We start from the raw sequence: 20,170 nt of genomic DNA on the forward strand, positions 1-20,170 counted from the left end.
GTTTATACGCTCGTGTTATTCCTGGCGAATTCCGTTTAGCCGGTTGAGCATCGTCAAATCGGCATTTCAAGCGCGCCGAGATAATAAACCCAATCGCGAAATTCAATCGCATTGGCGATGCACATCATCCTTCGACAAATCGGCCAGGAAACAAAAACGCAGGAACGATAACCGTTCTGTTTTCTAACGGATATTCATATTCGCCAACCCACGCCGTGATTCAGAATCATGATCAAGCTATATCAAGCGCTTATCAGCCGATTTTGCTCCAGGATGGTGTCCTTGCATCGCGCCACGAAAATCGCGCTGATGGTCATAGCCGATTTGATCGCACTGCCTTTCTGTTTTCTGATTGCGATGCTGCTGCGCGGCGGCGATCTGAAACTAGCGTCCCATTTCGGGCCGGCTTCCTATATTCTCGTGGCGGTGGTCACGATTGCCGCCTTTTCCGTTTCGGATTTATATCGCGCCGTCATTCGCTTCATCGACCAGCGTTTATTGAGCGCGACGGGTCTTGCGCTGGGCATTGCCATATCGGGCGCCTATGCCGTGACGTTCTCCATCAAAGAGGAAAATTTCCCCCGCAGTGCATTGGCCATTTACTGGTTCATCGTGTTTTCCTATGTCATCGCATCGCGCATCGGCGTCCGCACCTTCCTGCGCAACCGGCATGCCGGACAACGCGTCGCCACGGAGGTGGTGGCGATCTACGGGGCCGGCGACGCGGGGGCGCGGCTGGCGCAGGCGATGCGCAACAGCGAGGAATACCGCCCGGTCTGCTTCTTCGACGACAAGCACGCACTGAACGACCGGAACATCGGCGGACTGCGCGTATTCCACACCGACCGGCTGCTGGAAGTCGTGGATGCGATGTGCATCCGGTCGATCGTGATCGCCCTCCCGTCCGTATCGCCGGAACGCCTGCGCGACATCATGCAGCGGCTGGCGCAGGCCGGCATCAGCACCAAGATCCTGAGCCGCCTCGTCGACCTCGCCGACGACAAGGCCACGCCGCGCGACAGCATCCGCGACCTGAAGTTCGAAGACCTGCTGGGCCGTCCGGCCGTACCGCCGCGCGTCGACCTGTTTGCCCGCTGCGTGAGCGGCAAGACGGTGCTCGTCACGGGTGCCGGGGGTTCCATCGGCGCCGAGCTGTGCCGCCAGATCGCCACCCTCGGCCCGCGCCGGCTGCACCTGCTCGACCACTCGGAGTTCGCGCTGTACACGATCCGCCAGGAGCTCGCGGCCCGCTTCCCCGACCTCGGCGTGGAAGCGCACCTGGGCTCCGTCTGCAACGCCGACCTCGTCGAACGGATCCTGCGCGGGGTCCCGGTCGACACGATCTACCATGCCGCCGCCTACAAGCACGTACCCCTCGTCGAAATGAACATCGTCGAAGGTCTGCGCAACAACGTGCTGGGTGCGCAGGTGATCGCCGCCCAGGCGGCCAGGCACGGTGTCGAAACGTGCGTGCTGATCTCGAGCGACAAGGCCGTGCGGCCGACCAACGTCATGGGCGCCAGCAAGCGCATCGCGGAACTGATCTTCCAGGCCGCGGCGGTGCGCCACGGTCCCGGCAACGGCGCAAACACGACGTTCTGCATGGTCCGCTTCGGCAACGTGCTCGGGTCGTCCGGCTCCGTGATCCCCTTGTTCCAGCGCCAGATCGCGCGCGGCGGCCCGCTCACCATCACGCATCCCGACGTGTCGCGCTACTTCATGCTGATTCCCGAGGCGGCCCAGCTGGTGATCCAGGCCGGCGCGATGGCCAAGGGCGGTGACGTGTTCGTGCTCGACATGGGCGAACCCGTCCGCATCGTCGACCTGGCACGCACGCTGATCGCGCTGTCCGGGCTTACGGAGAAATCGCCGCAGAATCCGGGCGGTGACATCGAGATCCGCTACGTCGGCCTGTTCCCCGGCGAAAAACTGCACGAGGAATTACTGACCGACGGCGTCGTCTTCCCCAGCGAACATCCGCGCATCATGCGCATGAAGGAAAACGCGTTGCGGCCGGGCGTTCTGGACACGTTCGTCACGTGCCTGATGATGGCGTGCGAAACGCATGAGCGAACCATGATCGAGGCGATGGTCAAGGCCATCGTCACCGAATACAGCCCCAGCCGGCCCATCGCGGAGCCGGCCGCGGCGCCCGTTGCCGCGGCGGCTGCGGCGGCAGCGACAGCCCCGCTCGTCACCCCGCACCAGCGCCTGGCCCTGATCAAGAAATTCGTGCCGTTCCGCATCTGACGGCGGCATCCACCCACCCGTTTGGCGAGGAAACAATGCGTGACGAAAGCAAACCGGCCTATCTCGAACAGCTCACGACGCGGCTGCGTGAGCGCGACGCCGTCATCGGCATCGTCGGCCTGGGCTATGTGGGCCTGCCGCTGACCTTGCGCTACGCCGAGGCCGGCTTTCGCGTGCTCGGCATCGACATCGACGGCGACAAGGTCGACCGCCTGAACCGCGGGGAAAGCTATCTGCGCCATATCGCGACCACCGACCTGGCCCGCGCGCGCGCGAACGGCTTCGAAGCCACGACCGACTTCTCACGTGCCGACGAAGCGGACGCCCTGATCATCTGTGTGCCGACGCCGCTGGGCGCCTATCGCGAGCCCGACCTGTCGTTCGTCCTCGGCACGACGGACGCCCTGCTGCCGTTCATGCGGCCGGGCCAGGTCCTGTCGCTGGAAAGCACGACCTACCCGGGCACGACCGACGAAGAACTCAAGCCGCGGCTGGAGTCGCGCGGGTTCGTGATCGGGCGCGACGTCTTCCTCGTGTTCTCGCCCGAGCGCGAAGACCCCGGCAATCCCGACTTCCATACCCGGACGATTCCGAAGGTCTGCGGCGGCGTCACGCCCGCGTGCCTGGAAGCCGGCGTCGCACTGTACAGTCCCGCGATCGACCGCGTCGTTCCCGTCAGCTCGACCCGCGCCGCCGAACTCACGAAGCTGCTGGAAAACATTCATCGCGCCGTCAACATCGGCCTCGTGAACGAGATGAAGATCATCGCCGACCGCATGCGGATCGACATCCACGAGGTGATCCGCGCGGCCGCCACGAAGCCGTTCGGCTTCACGCCGTACTATCCGGGTCCCGGCCTGGGCGGACACTGCATCCCGATCGACCCGTTCTACCTCACGTGGAAGGCGCGCGAATACGGTCTGCACACGCGCTTCATCGAACTCGCCGGCGAGATCAACAGCGACATGCCGCACTGGGTCGTGGGCAAGCTCGTGGACGCATTGAACAGCCGCGGCAAGGCCGTCATGGGCAGCCGGGTGCTGGTGCTCGGCATCGCCTACAAGAAGGACGTGGAGGACATGCGCGAATCCCCGTCGGTCGAACTGATGGAGATCCTGCGCGACAAGGGGGCCGTGGTCGATTATTCCGACCCGCACGTGCCGGTGTTCCCGCGCATGCGCGAGCACCGCTTCGACCTCAGGAGCGTCGAACTCACGCCGCAGCGCATCGCGTCGTACGACATCGTGCTGCTCGCCACGGCGCACAGCGCGTTCGACTACGACCTCGTGCGCCAGTACGCCACGCTGATCGTCGATACCCGCGGCGTCTACACGGCCCCGCTGCCGAACGTCGTCCAAGCCTGAGGAGCCGCCGTGCGCCACTATCCCGCTCCCATCACGGACCGCAAGATCCGCTTCGCGCTCGTCGGCTGCGGCCGCATCGCGGCCAACCACTTCGAAGCGCTGCGCCAGCATCACGACCGCGCCCAGCTGGTCGGCGTATGCGACGTCGACCCGCGCGCCCTCGACCGCGCCGTCGGGGCCACCGGTGCGGCGGCCTACACGAGCCTGGAGACGATGCTGCGCGACTGCGCGGCCGACGCCTTCATCGTCACGACACCGTCCGGGCTGCACCCGGAACAGGCTATCCGCGTCGCCCAGGCGGGCCGCCACGTGGTCACGGAAAAGCCGATGGCCACGCGCTGGGATGACGGCAAGCGCATGGTGGCTGCGGCCGACGCGGCGGGCGTGCGGCTGTTCGTCGTCAAGCAGAACCGCCGCAACGCCACGCTGCAACTGCTCAAGCGTGCCGTCGACAAGAAGCGCTTCGGCCGTATCTACATGGTCAACCTGAACGTGTTCTGGACGCGCCCTCCCGAGTATTACCAGAGCGCCGGCTGGCGCGGCACGTGGGAATTCGACGGCGGCGCCTTCATGAACCAGGCCAGCCATTACGTCGACCTGATCGACTGGATCGTCGGTCCCGTCGAGAGCCTGCAGGCCTATACGGCCACGCTGGCACGCGATATCGAGGTCGAGGATACGGGCGTCATCAGCCTGCGCTGGCGCAACGGCGCGCTCGGCTCGATGAACGTCACGATGCTCACGTACCCACGCAACCTGGAAGGCTCGATCACGGTGCTGGGGGAACACGGCACCGTGCGCATCGGGGGCGTCGCCGTCAACGAGATCCAGCAATGGGAGTTCGCCACACCCGACCCCGACGACGCGCTCGTTGCCAATGCCAGCTACCAGACGACGTCGGTTTACGGCTTCGGCCATCCGCTGTACTACGACAACGTGATCCGCGTGCTGCGCGGCGAGGCCGAACCAGAGACGGACGGGCGCGAAGGCCTGAAGTCCCTGGAAGTGCTCGTGGCCGCCTATATGTCCGCGCGCGACGGCCGGCGCGTCGCCTTGCCCCTGGAGTACTGACATGCACGCGAATGACATCCACGCCGTCCATCCCAGCGCGATCGTCGATGCGGGCGCCGTCCTCGGGCCCCGAACGCGCGTCTGGCATTTCGCGCACGTGTGCGGCGGCGCCCGCATCGGCGCCGACTGCTCGCTCGGCCAGAACGTCTTCGTCGGCAACGACGTCGTGATCGGGAACGGGGTCAAGATCCAGAACAACGTATCCGTCTACGACGCGGTCACGCTTGAGGACGAGGTCTTCTGCGGGCCCAGCATGGTCTTCACGAACGTCTACAACCCGCGCGCCGGCATCGTCCGCAAGGACCAGTACCGCCGCACCGTCGTCAAGCGCGGCGCCAGCATCGGTGCCAACGCCACCATCGTCTGCGGCGTGACGATCGGCCGCTTCGCCTTCATCGGCGCGGGCGCTGTCGTCAAGCGCGACGTGGCGGACTTCGCCCTCATGGCCGGCGTCCCGGCACGCCAGCTCGGCTGGATCAGCCGCTTCGGCGAACGCCTCGCGCTGCCGCTGTCCGGCGTCGGCGAGGCCACGTGCCCCCACACGGGCGACGTCTACGAACTGCGGGACGGGACCTGCACCCTGCGCCCGGCCGCCCATCGATCCTGAACCCGTCCACGGACCATCATGGAATTCATCGACCTGAAATCGCAGTACCAGGCATCGCGCGACGTGATCGACCGGCGCATCCGGGCCGTGCTCGACCACGGCCAATACATCCTGGGCCCAGAAGTCGCGGAACTCGAGGAGCGCCTCGCCGCATACACGGGCGCGCGCCATTGCGTCACGGTTGCGTCGGGCACCGAGGCTTTGCTGATCGCCCTGATGGCGCTCGGTGTCCGGCCGGGCGACGAAGTCATCACGACGCCGTTCACGTTCATCGCGACGGCCGAGGTGATCGTGTTGCTGGGCGCCCTCCCCGTGTTCGTCGACGTGGATGCCCGTACCGGCAACCTCGACGCGTCCCTCGTCGAAGCCCGCATCGGACCGCGCACGCGCGCCATCGTGCCCGTCTCGCTGTACGGCCAGCCGGCAGACATGGACGACATCAATGCCGTCGCGGCGCGCCACGGGTTACCCGTGATCGAGGACGGCGCCCAGAGCTTCGGCGCCGACTACCGCGGCCGCCGCAGCGGCAACCTGTCCACGATAGGATGCACGAGTTTCTTCCCCAGCAAGCCGCTCGGTTGCTACGGCGACGGCGGCGCGCTGTTCACGAGCGACGACAGCCTCGCGCGCGCCATGCGCGAGATCCGGGTGCACGGCCAGAGCCGGCGCTACGTTCACACGCGGATCGGCGTCGGCGGCCGCATGGACACGCTGCAGTGCGCGATCGTGCTGGCGAAACTCGGCCTGTTCGACTGGGAACTGGCGCAGCGCCGGCGCGCCGCAGCCACGTACGACGCGCTGTTGGCTGGCAAGGTCGGCCTCATCGGCCGCGCTTCCGACCGCACCAGCGCATTCGCCCAGTACACGGTACTCGTCGAGCGGCGCGACGAGGTCCAGCGCGCCTTGCAGGACGCCGGCGTGCCGACGGCCGTGCACTATCCGGTGCCGATCCACCTGCAGCCGGCGTATGTCCACGTGAGTGGAAACGCGGCCTGTCCGGTCGCGCACGCGCTGGCGGACAAGGTGATGAGCCTGCCGATGGGGCCTTACCTGCCCGACGAGGACATCCGCGAGGTGTGCGCGGCGCTGCTGGACGCCGTCGGCACGTCCGCGAAGGATCCGTCCGTCCTCCACGAGCCAGCAACTGGCGCAACGGTTGCGGTGTCCGTATGAGCCTGCCCCGTCGGCAATCACGGCGCCACCGGCCGCGGTCTTTCGGCATTCATCCGGTGATTCGCGCCGCGCATATGGCCCCAAGCCTTCGCCGGCATGCCGGTCGCCGCCGCGATCTGTGCCGCGATCTGCGCCCATGCGCAATACCGGTACGGGAGAAACCATGGCCAATATCGTCCATCTGACCTCAGCCCATCCGCGCTACGACACCCGGATCTTCGTCAAGCAATGCCGGAGCTTGCACGAACGGGGGCATGACGTCACCTTGGTGGTGGCCGACGGCCTGGGCAACGAAACTGCCGACGGCGTGCGCATCGTCGACGTGGGCCGCCCTGGCGGACGCATCGACCGGATGCTGAGGACGACACGGCGCGTGCTGCGCGCGGCGCTGCGGCTCGACGCGGACGTCTATCAGCTGCACGACCCGGAGCTGCTGCCGGCAGGCCTGCGCATCAAGCGCCTCGGCAAGCGCGTAATCTTCGATTCCCACGAAGACGTACCCACGCAGCTCCTCGCCAAGCCCTACCTCGGCAAGCTGTCGCGGCGGTTGCTGTCCGGTGCGTTCCGCATCTACGAGGACTACGTGTGTCGCCGCTTCGACGGCCTGATCACCGCGACGCCGTTCATCCGAACCCGGCTGGCCCATGTGCATCCCCGCACGATCGACGTCAACAACTATCCGCTGCTGCAGGAATTCGCCGGCGCGCCCCAATGGGACCGCAAGGCACAGGAAGTGTGCTACGTCGGCAGCATCTCCGCGATCCGCGGCATCCGCGAACTGGTGCGCGCCTGCGAACTGCTGCATTCGCCGGCACGCCTGGCCCTCGTCGGCACGTTCGCGGAGCCGGCGCTGGCGCGCGAGGTCGCGGCCTTGCCTGGTTGGGCGCGGGTCCAGGCGCACGGCCACCTCGACCGCGTCGGCGTGCAGCAGGTAATGCGGCGCGCAATGGCGGGCCTGGTCACATTGCATCCGGTCGTCAACTATCTGGACGCGCTACCGGTCAAGATGTTCGAGTACATGGCCGCCGGCCTGCCCGTGATCGCCTCGCGCTTCCCGCTCTGGCAGGACATCGTCGAGGGCAACCGGTGCGGCGTCTGCGTCGATCCCGGCAATCCGGCCGCGATTGCCGCCGCCATCGACCATTTCTGCCGTCATCCGCACATTGCGCGGCGCATGGGCGAGAACGGGCGCCGCGCGGTCCTCGCGCGCTACAACTGGGAAAGCGAAGCCGGCAAACTCGCGGCATTCTACGACGCCCTGCTGCCGGCCGCCGCTGCCCATTGCCGCCACGACCGGGGAGACGGGTTGCACGCCAGGTGCCCCTGAACCGCGACCTGCGCCACAGCACAACCGCCACATTGCCACAACCAGCGACCACTGTGAATCGACCCGTACCATGACTACCCTGCTGCGCCACTTCGACACGCTGCGCCAGGTCCTCAGCCTCCCGCAGGCCGACCTGCACTTCGATGCCCGGATCGAGCCCGGCGACATCGAGGCGACCTATCGCTACTACACGAAGCCACATCCGCGCTACAAGCTCATCCGGCACAAGACGATCGGCGCGGCACTGATCGACCTCGCGCGCTTCCCCGCCGCCACCGCGTATGTCGACGCGCTCCAGGGCAAGAACCGCGGTGCATGGCACGCCAGGCGCGCCCGCACGCGGGGCTATGTCAGCACGGAGATCGATCGCAACGACTACGTCGACGACATCCATGCCATCAACACGTCGCTCGAGACGCGCCAGGGGCGACCGATGGATCAGCGGTATCTGCAGAAGCTCGCGCGGTTCGAGCGCCAACCGCACTTCGATTATTACGGTGTCCTGGACAACGACGGCAGGCTGGTCGCGTACGCGAACATCGGACGCTACGGCAATTTCAGCGCGTTCTCGCAACTGATCGGCCTGCGCAACAACGACGGCATCATGCACCTGCTCGTCGTCGACATCGTCATGCGCCTCATCGAGCGGCAATGCGTGCGCTACGTGATGTACGACACGTTCTTCGGCGCGCGCGCGGGTCTGCAGAACTTCAAGCGCGTCGTCGGCTTCGAGCCCTATCGCGTGAGGTACAGCCTGCAATGAAGACGCTGCTCAACCGCCTCTATGCGGACTACCTGATGCCGTCGCGCCTGGCCGAGTACGAAGCCATGCTCGTCCGTGCGGCCCAGTGCGGCTACCGGCAGCTCTCCGTGCGCGAATTCCATGGCGCGATCCTGCGCCAGGCGTGCACGCTGGACAAGGTACTCGTGCACCGCCACGACATCGACAGCGACCTGCGCACGGCCCGCAAGATGTTCGCGCTGGAGACGAGGCACGGTGTGCACGCCAGCTATTATTTTCGCCTGAGCACGCTGGACTATGGCTTCATGCGCGCCATCGAAGCGGCGGGGAGTGAAGCCAGCTACCACTACGAGGAGGTCGCGACTTTTGCGAAGCGCCATCGCCTGCGCCGCGGCGACGACGTGCGCGCCCGTTTTCCCGAGATCCGCGAACTGTTCGTGCGTAACTTCATGCGTATCGGCGAGCGGCTGGGCAGGCCGATGACGACGGTCGCCAGCCACGGCGACTTCGCGAATCGCCGCCTGCAGGTGATCAACCACGAGCTGCTGAGCGATCCGGCATTGCGCCGGCGCTGCGGCATCGAATGCGAATCGTACGACGCCGATCTGCTGCGGCACTTCGACGTGTACATCAGCGACCGCCCGCATCCCATGTACTACGCTCCCGTGTCGCCGTTCGACGCGCTCGGACGCCACGACCGCATCTGCTTGCTGACGCATCCCGTGCAATGGGAGACGAACTGGCTCGAGAGCACCCGCTGCAACATGGTGCGTCTGGCCGAGGAAGTGGTATGGCACACATGAATATCCTGCTGATCAACCATTACGCCGGATCGGTACGCCACGGCATGGAGTACCGTCCGTACTACCTCGCGCGCGAATGGGTGCGGGCGGGCCACAGGGTCACGATCGTTGCCGCCTCCGCCTCGCACGTGCGCACGCAGGCGCCGCAGATGGGAGGGCGTGCGCGCATGGACGAGGTCATCGACGGCATCGACTACATATGGCTTGCGGCGCCCTCGTATCGCGGCAACGGCGCTGCGCGGGTGCGCAATATGGCGGCGTTCCTGTGGCGCCTGGCCGCGGCGGGCGAGCAGCTGGCGCGGACCGTCCGGCCGGACGCCGTCATCGCATCCAGCACGTATCCGCTCGACATCTGGCCGGCGGCCCGGATCGCGCGCCACGCGGGGGCCCGCCTGTTGCACGAGGTGCACGACCTGTGGCCTTTGACGCCCATGGAACTGGGCGGCTGCTCGCGCCGTCATCCGTTCATCATGCTGCTGCAAGCGGCCGAAGACTTCGCGTGCCGCCGCGCGGACGGCATCGTGTCGATCCTGCCAAAGGTGCGCCCGCACCTCGAGGCGCAAGGCATGGCCCCCCACAAGCTGCACGTCGTGCCGAACGGCGTCGACCCGGCGGAGTGGGAAGGGAACAAGGCGCCCTTGCCTGCCGGGCTCGACGCGATGCTCGACGGGCTCCGACGGCAGGGCCGGTTCGTCGTCGGTTATGCCGGCACGCACGGCGTTGCGAACGCGCTCGACACGCTGCTCGACGCGGCGCGCCGCCTGCGCGGCCATCCGGTCGCCATCGTGCTGGTCGGAACCGGTCCCGAGAAACCGGGGCTGATGCGACGCGCTGCCGAGCTCGGTCTGGACAACGTGCACTTCATCGATCCGGTCGCGAAATCCCAGGTGCCGGCCCTGCTGGCACACTTCGACGCCGCCTACATCGGCTGGCAGCGTCAGCCACTGTACCGCTTCGGCATTTCACCGAACAAGCTGCTCGACTACATGATGGCCGGCTGCCCGATCGTGCATGCCGTGGATGCCGGCAACGACCCCGTCAGGGAAGCGGATTGCGGATTGACGGTGCCACCGAACGATCCGCAAGCCATCGCCGACGCCGTCCTCGCGCTGCACGCGCTGGACGCGTCCGCGCGCGCAGCACTGGGCCGGCGCGGACGCGCCCATGTACTCGCCAACCACGCGTATCCCGTCCTTGGAGAACGCTTCCTCGCCGCACTCGCCGGAGACCACTGCCATGCCTGACGCCCCGACCCAAGCCCCAGCACGGTTCCTGCCGTTCGCGCTGCCCGACATCGACGACGCGGAGATCGACGCCGTCGTCGCGTGCCTGCGTTCCGGCTGGGTCACGACCGGTCCCGTCACGCGCCGGTTCGAACAGGATTTCGGCGCCTACCTGGGAGGCGGCGTGCAAGCGATCGCCGTGAACTCGGCCACGGCGGGCCTGCACCTGGCGCTGGAAAGCCTCGGCATCGGCCCCGGCGACGAGGTCATCGTTCCCACGCTCACGTTTACCGCCACGGCCGAGGTCGCGCGCTACCTGGGCGCGCGCCCCGTGTTCGTCGACGTCGAACCGGACCGGATGACGCTGTCCGTGGCCGCCGTCGAAGCGGCGCTCACGCCGCGCACGCGCGCGATCGTCCCCGTCCACTATGCAGGCCTGGCCTGCGACATGGACGGCCTGCTGGCGTTGGCGCGGCGCCACGGGTTGCGCGTCGTCGAGGACGCGGCCCACGCATTCCCGACACGTTACAACGGCCACCTGGTCGGCACACTGGACAGCGACATCACCGTATTCAGCTTCTACGCCAACAAGACGATGACCACGGGCGAAGGAGGTATGGTCGTCACACGCGATCCGGACCTCGCGCAGCGCGTGCGCGTCATGCGCCTGCACGGCATCAGCCACGACGCCTTCGACCGCTACGTGTCGCACAAGCCCGCGTGGTACTACGAAGTCGTGGCTGCCGGCTTCAAGTACAACCTGACCGATATCGCTTCTGCCATCGGCATCGAGCAACTGCGCAAGATCGACCGCTTCGCCTTCCGCCGCACTGATCTGGCACGGCGTTACCATGACGGCCTCGCCGATCTGCCACTGCACTTGCCGGCCCGGCCCGACGGCGCCTGCACGCATGCGTGGCATTTGTACGTCGTCCGCCTGGCGCCCGGCGCGCCGCTCGGGCGTGACGACCTGATCGGCGAGCTCGCCCGGCGCGGCATCGGCACCAGCGTGCACTTCATTCCCCTGCACCGCCAGCCCTACTGGCGCGACACCTGCGACCTGTCGCCCGCCCGGTTCCCCGTGGCCGAGGCGTGCTATCCGCGCATGCTCACGCTGCCGCTGTACACCAAGATGAGCGACGCCGACCAGGACCGCGTCATCGGGCACCTGCGCGAGCTGCTGGCATGAGCAAGCGCCTGTTCGACGTCGTGGCGGCCGGTTGCGGCCTTGTTGTCCTCGCGCCCGTGCTGCTCGCGATCGCGCTGTGGATCCGGCTCGACTCGCCCGGCCCGGCGTTGTTCCGCCAGAGGCGCGTCGGGCGACACGGCCGGCTATTCGACATTGTCAAATTCCGCACCATGGTCATTCACCCCGACCACGGGCGCCAGCTGACGGTCGGCCACGATCCGCGCATCACCCGCGCCGGCCGTGTCCTGCGGCGCACGAAGCTGGACGAGCTGCCGCAACTCCTCAACGTACTGGCGGGTACGATGAGCCTCGTCGGCCCGCGGCCCGAAGTGCCGCGCTACGTCGACTGCTATCCGCCGGCGGTCCGGCAGACGGTCCTGTCGGCGGCGCCAGGCATCACCGACCTCGCTGCCATCCTGTACAAGGACGAGAACGACATCCTCGGCCGCGCCCCGGATCCCGAACGTGAATATATCGAGACGATCCTCCCCGTGAAGCTCGAGTATTACCAGCGCTACGTGCGCGACCGTTCATTCTGGCTCGACCTGTGCATCCTTGTCCGGACACTGGGCGCGATCCTCAGGTAGCGAGTCATCGACGCCATGCTCTGGTCCAAGCTGTTCCACCTGGGCGACCTGTCCCTCACCCTTCCGGCAGGCAGTGCGATCGCCGCCTGGCTGCTCGCGGCCCGGGCGGGGCGTGCCGCGCTCCGTTGGAGTCTCGCGTTCGGGCTGACGCTGGCCATCGTTGCGGCGACAAAGATCGCCTTCCTGGGATGGGCGACGGGCGTGCCGGCGCTGGGCTACAAGGCCATCAGCGGCCATGCCGCCGGCTTCACGGCCACCGCCCCGACGCTGTGCTGGTTGCTGGCGCAGCGCTGCCCGTCCGCCGCCCGCAGCGCCGCCGGCGTGGCGGTGCTCGCGCTTGGCGCGGTCGTGGCCGTGGCACTCGTCCGCGCTGGCGAACACACACCGATCGAGGCCGCCGCAGGCTGGGTCGTCGGCATGGCCGCCTTCGTGTCCACCGTCCACGTTGCGGGCGATACCGCCGCGCCCCGAGTCGACGTCGCACTCGCGTCCGCCGCGCTCGCGTTCGCCGTCACGGCATGGGCGCTGCGGACCGTCTCCGTCGGCTATTGGATGATCCGCCTCGCGACAGCGTTGTCCGGCAACGCCTATCCCCATTCCTGGAACATTTGTGGCTGACGTTCCGGGGCGCTTATCAGGAGTCCCCATGTACCACATGCATCGTCCATCGATACGTTGGCAACGACAGAGCCGCCCCGGCAACACGACCGGCTGCTCGTTGCTGATTGCCCTGATGCGTGGTCTGGCGGCCCTGCAGGTCGCGGCAGCCCACCTGCGCGCCGAGATGTTTCCGGGACTGCGCGACGTCGGCCATCCCGCCATCCACTATCAGGTACTGGCCTTCGCGACAGGCTTCGCGCACCATGCGGTGGTCGTCTTCTTCCTGATCAGCGGCTGGCTGGTCGGCGGCAGCCTGCTCAACAAGCTGGCTGCAACGGGCAGTGCTGCGACGACCACGGCGGTGGGTGGCGATTCGCCTTGGCGCGTCTATGCGATCGACCGGCTCACGCGTCTGTGGACCGTGCTGGTACCCGCCCTTGGCCTCATGCTGCTCGTCGGCATACTGACGGGTGCTGTCGATCCCACGCGCACCGACGTTTCCACGGCCAACGACTACTCGGCGACCGCGTTCTTCGGTAATCTCCTCGGTCTGCAGACGATGGCTGTCGACAATTACGGGGGCAATTACGCCTTGTGGAGCCTGGCAAATGAGACGTGGTACTACATCGAGTTCCCTTTGCTGGTGATCGCGCTTACGAGTCCGAGCTGGACGCGCCGGCTCGGGGTTGCCGCGCTCCTGCTGTTGCTGGGCACGACGCTCCGGTTGCCGATCACCGTCTATTTCGTGCTATGGCTGCTCGGCGCCGCCTTTTCGCGCATCCGTATCGACTGTGGCCGCGGCACGCGCACCGTCCTGTTGGCCTTGGTGGCCGTGTGTTCGATTTACTTCCGGCTACGGGGCAGCAACGACGACCTCAGCCTTGAATCGTTCCCGCAAGACCTCGTGGTCAGCCTGCCCCTGCTGGTCTTCCTGTCCACGATGCAGGCACCTCTCGCCGTACGATCATCGTCGATGCGGCTCATCGCACGCGTCTCGCGCTTCCTGTCGGAGTTGTCGTTCACGCTGTACGTGACGCACATCCCCGTCATCAAACTCCTGCAATATATCGGCCGGCACATGATTGGCCGCGATCGCCTCGCACCGAATGCGCCACTGGACTGTGTGATCTATGGCGGCATGTTGCTCGCGCTGCTCGTCGCCGCGTGGCTGTGCTACCTGTTGTTCGAGTCCCGCACGGCGCGGGTGCGGCGCGCTGTCAAGAATGCCCTGCAACCGCGTCTGCGGAGCACGTCGATGGCGTCATCGATCAAGTGATGGGTGACGCGCTGTCCCGCCGACGGGGCACCAGGTTGACGCGTGATTCCGCTGCTATGTGCGCGTCTCGGGCACGCGTGGCGCCGCTCAGCCTGCCGCGAAGCCGATGTGCCCGGCCGGCGTGACCTTCGCATAGGTGCCATAGGCGCCTAGGCGCAATGCCATGTCGTTGAACACGACACCCTGGGGCGAGATTCCGGCATGGTTCAGCCGTTTGATCGATTCGTTGATCTCGGATTCGTTCGTGTGGCCGGCGCGCGCCACGATGAACACGGTGCCGGCGTGTCCGCCGACGATCAGGGCGTCTGCGACGTCGAGCAGTGGCGGCGGATCGAGCAGCACGAGGTCGTAGTGGGCCGCGACCTGTTGCAGCAGCCCGGCGAAATTCAAGTGTAGGAGAAACTCGGATCGGTTCGGCGGCAGCTCGCCCGTCGGGATGAAGTCGAGGTTTTCCACGACGTCGTGATGGATCACCTCGTCGATCGCGGCTTGGCCAAGAATGGCACGCGACAGACCCGGATCGCGGCCGATGCCGAAATAGCGGTGCAGCTGGCCGTTGCGCAGGTCCGCATCGATCAACAGTACGCGTTTGCCGCTCGCCGCCATCACGGCCGCGAAATTGGCGGACACGAACGACTTGCCGAGGCCGCGCGTTGGCCCTGCGAACATGACGATGTTGTTCCGGAAGTGGGGCATGGCAAACAAGAGCGCGGCACGGAAGCTGCGCAAGCTTTCGATGGCGGCATCTTCCGGGATAACCTGGGCGAGCAGCGGCAACGCGCCGTCGTCGCCTCGCGCCTTGCGCATCAGCTTGTCCTGGTGGACGCTGTGCGGAATCGTCGCGTAGACGACCCGCGCACGCAGGAGGCGCTCGATGGCCTGCGGATCGTCGATCCCGCCCGCCATTGCCTTGCGCGTGAACGCGATCAGCGTGCCGAGGAACAGGCCGGTGACGACGGCAAGCGCGACGATCAGCGGCCGATTCGGCTTGATCGGCTTTTCCGGTGCGATCGGGGCGTCGACCATGCGTACGTTGCTGACCCGGGCCACGGAGATCAGGCGCAGCTGCTGCGCCGTGTTCGACAAGGCCGTGTACAGGTCGGTATTGACCTTGATGTCGCGGGTGAGCCGGGCTTCGTCCTGTTCGAGTACGGGCAAGTCCTTGATGCGCACGTTGACCTGATCGATCTCGGCATCGACTTCCCTGATCTGGCGGTTGATCGCGGCGACGATCGGGTGATCTTCCGTGAAACGCGCCAGCAACTCCGTCTTTTTTTGGATCAGATCCATGCGCCGCCCACGTGCCGCCCCGGCCTGGGCAAGGCTCATCCGCGCCTCCTCCTGCAGGTCGACCGTACCGTGGGCGTTCCGGAACTGGTTGTAACGGTCTTCCGCCTGTTCCAGCTGGCGCTTCAGGGTGGGCAACTGCTGGTTGAGGAAAGCGAGCGACTTTTCCGCCTCCTCCGTCTTGCGTGCCAGGTTCTGGCGCATGTATTCCCGGCCGATCTCGCTCAGCACCGCGTACGTCCGGCGCGCGTTCTCGCCCTGCAGCTTGACTTCGATGATGCCCGACTGCTTGCCCTGTTCGGTGATCACGAGCGCGTTCTGGATCGCTTCGATCATGGCGAGGCGCGACATGCGACGAAGGCGGAAACGACCTCCGGGGTTCGCGGCCAGCCGGCCGACCTTCAGCTCGATCACCCCGGCAGGGGTCGGTACGCGATAGCGCACGCCCACTTCGCCGTCGAACATGATCCGCTGGCCGCCGCCGGAAAACCGGAAACGGTTCTGGCCGAGTGCCGTCAAGGTGAATTCGCGTCCCAGCCACGCGTCGGGCACGTCGAACAGCGACACGTCGGCCTTTTCGCTGCCCCACACATAGCCTCCGTAGCCGAGCAGGCCCGGCGTCGACAGAGCTTGGCCGTTCTGGTTGGCGAACCAGAATCCGGCAACGGGGAAGTATTTGGGTCGCACATCGATGTACAGCTGCAGGTTGTCGACCGCCCGCGACACGACCATGCGCGACCGCAGCAGCTCCATCTCGGCGATGGCCGCCTTCTTCGTCTCGAACAGTGAGGACGCCTCGGAGAGAATGTTCTTCGACGCGTTCGGGCTTTCTTCCTCCACGTGGATCATGAGGTCGGCCTCGAACACGGGCTTGGCGACCAGCGCATACAGCACCGCCGCCAGGGTGACGAATGCCGTGATGCTGCCGATCAGCCACCGGCTGTCGTACAGCGTGTTCAGGTAACCCTTCAGGTTGAACGCGGGCTCATCGCTCGCGGCGTCGACGACGCTCGGGTCGAACGGCACGCCGAGGAAAGGCGGCTGGGAACGAACGGTTGACAGGGCGTGCGGCACACCGTGGGTACTCATGGAATCGCTCCGTAGGTCGGTGCATGCGGACACATGCTGAAAAGGCGTAAAGCCCGGCGTATCAGGGTCGGCTGGCCGCGCTCACCGCCGACGTCAGCGCGCCAGGGAACAACAGGCTCAGGTTGCGGTTCCAGTTCGCCAGCGGCGTGGCCGCCACGTACACGATGTCCTTCGGCTGCAGTTCGAATGCTTCGGCCATCGCCAGCGAACCTGCGATGCGTGCGTCGAGCTGGAACACGCGCGTGCGCTGCGGCGTCTTGCGCACCACATAAACCTGACGCGCGTCACCGCTCAACGGACTGATGCCGCCGCTCTCCCCCAACGCTTCGTTGAGCGTCAGGCGCCCGTCGTGCATGGTCAGCGCCTTGGGGGTCACGACCTCACCGGACACGAAGACCTTGCTTTCGTCGCGCGAGTGTACGCGCACGACGTCGCCCGGTGCGAGCATGACGAGACCCGGGTTGATGTCTTTCTGGACGAGATCGCGCAGGTTGATCGCGTAATGCGCCTTGCCACGCTCCAGCTCGATACGGCTCTGGTCGGCCATGGGCAGCAGGCCGCCTGCGCGGTTGATGGCTTCGACCAGCGTCATCGGAATGTCGTTGATGGCTTGCAGGCCCGGCGACTTGACCTCGCCGTCGATGTACACGCGCTTGCTGCGGTAGGCTTGCACGCGCAGCGTCACGTTCGGGTGGGCGAGGTATCGGGCGAGGCGCGACGTCAGCAGTGCGCGTGCCTGTTCTTCGGTGAGTCCCTCGACGGTCAGCAGGCCCGCGAGCGGGAACTGGATGCGGCCCTGGCGATCGACAACGAAGCCTTGCGGCGCCGCGTTCGCGCTCGCCGCCGCCGCAGCGGACACGGCCGGATCGGAATTGGCCGATGTGACGAGGCCCCCCGTCAGTTCGGGATGGTCCCATACGACGATGGCGAGGATGTCGCCGCCGCCGATCGCGTAGGCCGGCGGATTCGGTACCAGCAGCTGTTCGAGATCCTCGTTGGCGCGGACCTGGTGTTGCTGGCGCTCCTCGGCGATCAGCTGTTCGGTGATCATTTCCGTGGGCGGAGCGGGGTCATCGGCGCCGGCGTGGTCCGGCGAACGGAAATGGATGGCCGGCGCGCAGCCCGCCAGCAAGCCACCGGACAACCATGGCAGGACAAGCAATGCTCCCGCAAGCAGCATCGACATCCATGCGCGCGCGCCCGCCCGCACCGGCGCGGCACGGCGTGACCGTCTTAGAAATTGAGTGATGGAAGCATGCATGTGTCGCCTGTCGAGTGAGCCGCCAGCCTCTGGCGATCAGAGTCAGCGTAAGCCGCTCAACCGACGGGACTTTGGCGCACGTCAAGCACCACGCATAGGTCGACCACTTGTGCCGACGGTCGTCAGCGCATCTCTTCCAGCAGGCGCAGGGCGCCGGCGAAGCGCCACACGCGCCGCAGTTCCACGACGTCGTAATGCGCGGCGACGTTCGGCGGAAAGGCAGAGTAACGCGCGTTCAGGCGCACGATGCGGCGCACGAACTCGTCGACGTCGGCGCGGCCGCTCGACCGCAGGATGGTGACGTCCTCGACGGTGCCGTCGCTGCGGATCGCCACGCTGACGATGGGGTCGGTGCGCACGACGTCGGTCGCCAGCTGGGCTTCGCTCAGGACCGCGTTGCGTTCGATCTTTTCGCGCACGCTGTCCACGTACATGCGTAGCGGGACGTCGCGGCGCACGGCCTCCGCAAGCGCACGCCGGACGGCGCGTGCCGCGTCCTCCGCGGGACGCACCGCTTGCGGGACGGCTTTCAGGATATCGATCCCGCGCATCATCTCGCGCGCCCGCGAGGCCATGTCGCTGCCCAGCGCGGCACGCGGGAGCGTGCCGGTGCCACGCCCTGCCCCGTCGCCGTCGACCGCGGCCGTGCCGGCGCGGGCCGGGCTCGCCGGCTCCCCGGCCTGGCGCGCGCCGTCGTCGGCCTGGCCGGCGCGTGCCTGACGCAGCCGCTCTTCGTCCGCCTGCCGCGCACGGGCCTGGTCGGCCAGTTGTTGGCGGACGGCTTCCTCTGCGCGACGCTGCTCGGCCAACTGCTGGACGCGCGCCTGTTCCTGACGAGCGCGCTCCTGCTCGGCCTGCTGCAGGCGCCGCTGCTCGGCCAACTGTTGTGTGCGCGCCAGCTCGACTTGGCGCAGACGCTGCTGCTCTGCCAGCTGCTGTGCCCGCTGCTGCTCGGCTTGCTGCAAACGCTGCTGCTCTGCCAGTTGTTGCGCCCGCTCCTGCTCGGCTTGCTGCAGACGCTGCTGCTCTGCCAGCTGCTGTGCCCGCTCCTGCTCGGCTTGCTGCAGACGCTGCTGCTCTGCCAGCTGCTGTGCCCGCCGCTGCTCGCCCTGCTGAATGCGCCGCTGTTCTGCCAGTTGTTGTGCGCGCGCCTGCTCCAGACGTTGCTGCTCAGCCAGTTGCTGTGCCCGCTCCTGCTCTGCCTGCTGCATCCGTTGCTGATCGGCGAGCCGCTGGGCACGTTCCTGCTCAGCCCTTTGCTGCCGTCGCTGCTCGGCCAACTGCCGGGCGCGCTCCTGTTCGGCCTGGCGCTCCGCTTCCTGACGCGCGCGCGCCTGCGCGTCTTCGGCGGCACGCTGCGCGGCGAGCCCCGCCTCGAATTGCTCGGACTGTTCCGCGAGCTGCCGTCGTTGCTCTTGGGCGTCCCCGCGCAGCCGGTCCTCCGCGTCGGCTCGCAGCCGGGCGTCGTCCGCTTCACGCTGCCGGATGCGGTCACGCTCGCGTTCGTCCGCCAGACGGGCTCTCTCGGCCTGTGCCTCGTCCCCGGTCGCCGTGTCGTCGGCGCCGGACTTCTCCGTCGCCGGAGATTCCTCCGCACGGGCGGGCGGCTCCGGAGCGGGATCGGGTTCCACGGCCGGAAGCGGGATCTCGAACGTCGTCGGCCGCTGCGCTTCCTGTGCGATCACGCGTGTGTGCAAGCCATCGGCCACGCGCGGCGCCGGCGCCTTGCGGCGGCGTTTTGCCGGCCGCCGCGGTGGCGGTGCGGGCGCGGGCGGCGCCGGAGCCGGCGCAGGCACGACGGGATCGACGAGCCTGAAGCCGTGATGCGGCACATTCGGCGGCGCATCCGGCCGCGCCTGCGCCAACGGCATGGGCGCGGCCGCCGCCGGCGCAGGTGCCGGTGAGCCGGGTGCGGCCGTGATCGGCGCTGGAGGCTGGGGTGCCGGCGCAAGCGGCACGGGAACCACGGCAGGGGGCGGTGCCAACCGTATCGCGATCGGCGCCCCGGGACCGGGACGCAGGCCGGGAATGCCGAACTGTAGCGACAGCACGAGGCCGTGCAACAGCAGGGACACCAGTACACCCATCGCGAGCCGGCGCTGGGAGGCGTCCATGGACGGTACGGGTCGTGCCGCGGTGGCGTTGGGCATGCTGGTCGTGGACGTCAGGAATGGCGAACGGAACGTTGCCTGATTGATAGCACAGCTTACACTCGGCAGTAAAGTGGCCGCGCACGAATGGGGCCGCGCACGGTTCGGAACGTTGTTCGTAATCCCCGGCTACAATGATTTTGACCGATCAGCCCAGAGGTTCTGTATGTC

At 67.1% G+C, this 20,170-nt stretch carries 17 protein-coding genes; 14 read left to right on the forward strand and 3 right to left on the reverse strand.

Features of this window, described 5'->3' with window-relative positions; genetic code table 11:
• Positions 1-549: 549 nt before the first annotated feature.
• From NX784_RS14070 to NX784_RS14130, 13 genes are all read left to right on the forward strand, one after another.
• Entirely contained in the window at positions 550-2,250 is a 1,701-nt protein-coding gene (locus tag NX784_RS14070) for a polysaccharide biosynthesis protein (protein ID WP_370662938.1), read from the forward strand.
• A gap of 35 nt (positions 2,251-2,285) precedes the next feature.
• Complete coding sequence (locus tag NX784_RS14075; RefSeq protein ID WP_258817304.1) at positions 2,286-3,614, forward strand: nucleotide sugar dehydrogenase; 1,329 nt, start codon at positions 2,286-2,288, stop codon at positions 3,612-3,614.
• A gap of 9 nt (positions 3,615-3,623) precedes the next feature.
• The gene (locus tag NX784_RS14080) at positions 3,624-4,685 is read left to right on the forward strand and encodes a Gfo/Idh/MocA family protein (RefSeq protein WP_258817305.1); all 1,062 of its coding nucleotides are present in this window, start codon (positions 3,624-3,626) and stop codon (positions 4,683-4,685) included.
• A gap of 1 nt (position 4,686) precedes the next feature.
• A complete protein-coding gene (locus NX784_RS14085; RefSeq protein WP_258817306.1) occupies positions 4,687-5,292 on the forward strand; it encodes an acyltransferase in 606 nt (201 codons plus the stop codon).
• A gap of 18 nt (positions 5,293-5,310) precedes the next feature.
• On the forward strand, positions 5,311-6,465 hold the full coding sequence (locus tag NX784_RS14090; RefSeq protein WP_258817307.1) for a DegT/DnrJ/EryC1/StrS family aminotransferase: 1,155 nt from the start codon (positions 5,311-5,313) through the stop codon (positions 6,463-6,465).
• A 163-nt stretch (positions 6,466-6,628) separates the two neighbouring features.
• The gene (locus NX784_RS14095) at positions 6,629-7,792 is read left to right on the forward strand and encodes a glycosyltransferase family 4 protein (RefSeq protein WP_258817308.1); all 1,164 of its coding nucleotides are present in this window, start codon (positions 6,629-6,631) and stop codon (positions 7,790-7,792) included.
• Positions 7,793-7,862: 70 nt separating this feature from the next.
• Positions 7,863-8,555 (forward strand): hypothetical protein, encoded by a 693-nt coding sequence (locus tag NX784_RS14100; protein ID WP_258817309.1) that lies wholly within the window; start codon positions 7,863-7,865, stop codon positions 8,553-8,555.
• Positions 8,552-9,337: a hypothetical protein gene (locus tag NX784_RS14105; protein WP_258817311.1), complete on the forward strand. Its 786-nt coding sequence runs from the start codon at positions 8,552-8,554 to the stop codon at positions 9,335-9,337. Before NX784_RS14100 ends, NX784_RS14105 begins: the two co-directional genes overlap by 4 nt.
• On the forward strand, positions 9,325-10,581 hold the full coding sequence (locus NX784_RS14110) for a glycosyltransferase family 4 protein (RefSeq protein ID WP_307735982.1): 1,257 nt from the start codon (positions 9,325-9,327) through the stop codon (positions 10,579-10,581). Before NX784_RS14105 ends, NX784_RS14110 begins: the two co-directional genes overlap by 13 nt.
• Positions 10,574-11,749 (forward strand): DegT/DnrJ/EryC1/StrS family aminotransferase, encoded by a 1,176-nt coding sequence (locus NX784_RS14115; RefSeq protein ID WP_258817313.1) that lies wholly within the window; start codon positions 10,574-10,576, stop codon positions 11,747-11,749. The genes NX784_RS14110 and NX784_RS14115 overlap by 8 nt, the downstream gene beginning before the upstream one ends.
• Positions 11,746-12,336, forward strand: coding sequence for a sugar transferase (locus NX784_RS14120; RefSeq protein ID WP_258817314.1), 591 nt, complete (start codon positions 11,746-11,748; stop codon positions 12,334-12,336). The genes NX784_RS14115 and NX784_RS14120 overlap by 4 nt, the downstream gene beginning before the upstream one ends.
• 15 nt (positions 12,337-12,351) lie before the next feature.
• The gene (locus NX784_RS14125; protein ID WP_258817315.1) at positions 12,352-12,954 is read left to right on the forward strand and encodes a phosphatase PAP2 family protein; all 603 of its coding nucleotides are present in this window, start codon (positions 12,352-12,354) and stop codon (positions 12,952-12,954) included.
• Between the two features lie 28 nt (positions 12,955-12,982).
• Positions 12,983-14,212: an acyltransferase family protein gene (locus NX784_RS14130; protein WP_258817317.1), complete on the forward strand. Its 1,230-nt coding sequence runs from the start codon at positions 12,983-12,985 to the stop codon at positions 14,210-14,212.
• Positions 14,213-14,299: 87 nt separating this feature from the next.
• Here the strand turns inward: NX784_RS14130 and NX784_RS14135 are convergent, their stop codons facing one another.
• From NX784_RS14135 to NX784_RS14145, 3 genes are all read right to left on the reverse strand, one after another.
• The gene (locus NX784_RS14135) at positions 14,300-16,588 is read right to left on the reverse strand and encodes a polysaccharide biosynthesis tyrosine autokinase (protein WP_258817318.1); all 2,289 of its coding nucleotides are present in this window, start codon (positions 16,586-16,588) and stop codon (positions 14,300-14,302) included.
• 61 nt (positions 16,589-16,649) lie between these two features.
• Positions 16,650-17,768 (reverse strand): polysaccharide biosynthesis/export family protein, encoded by a 1,119-nt coding sequence (locus tag NX784_RS14140; RefSeq protein WP_258817319.1) that lies wholly within the window; start codon positions 17,766-17,768, stop codon positions 16,650-16,652.
• A 203-nt stretch (positions 17,769-17,971) separates the two neighbouring features.
• Positions 17,972-18,658, reverse strand: coding sequence for a TonB C-terminal domain-containing protein (locus tag NX784_RS14145; protein WP_258817320.1), 687 nt, complete (start codon positions 18,656-18,658; stop codon positions 17,972-17,974).
• Between NX784_RS14145 and NX784_RS14150 the strand changes: the two genes are divergently transcribed.
• Complete coding sequence (locus NX784_RS14150) at positions 18,620-19,753, forward strand: hypothetical protein (RefSeq protein ID WP_258817321.1); 1,134 nt, start codon at positions 18,620-18,622, stop codon at positions 19,751-19,753. The genes NX784_RS14145 and NX784_RS14150 overlap by 39 nt on opposite strands.
• Positions 19,754-20,170: the final 417 nt, after the last annotated feature.

Source organism: Massilia pinisoli (genome assembly GCF_024753285.1).
Lineage (GTDB): Bacteria > Pseudomonadota > Gammaproteobacteria > Burkholderiales > Burkholderiaceae_D > Telluria > Telluria pinisoli.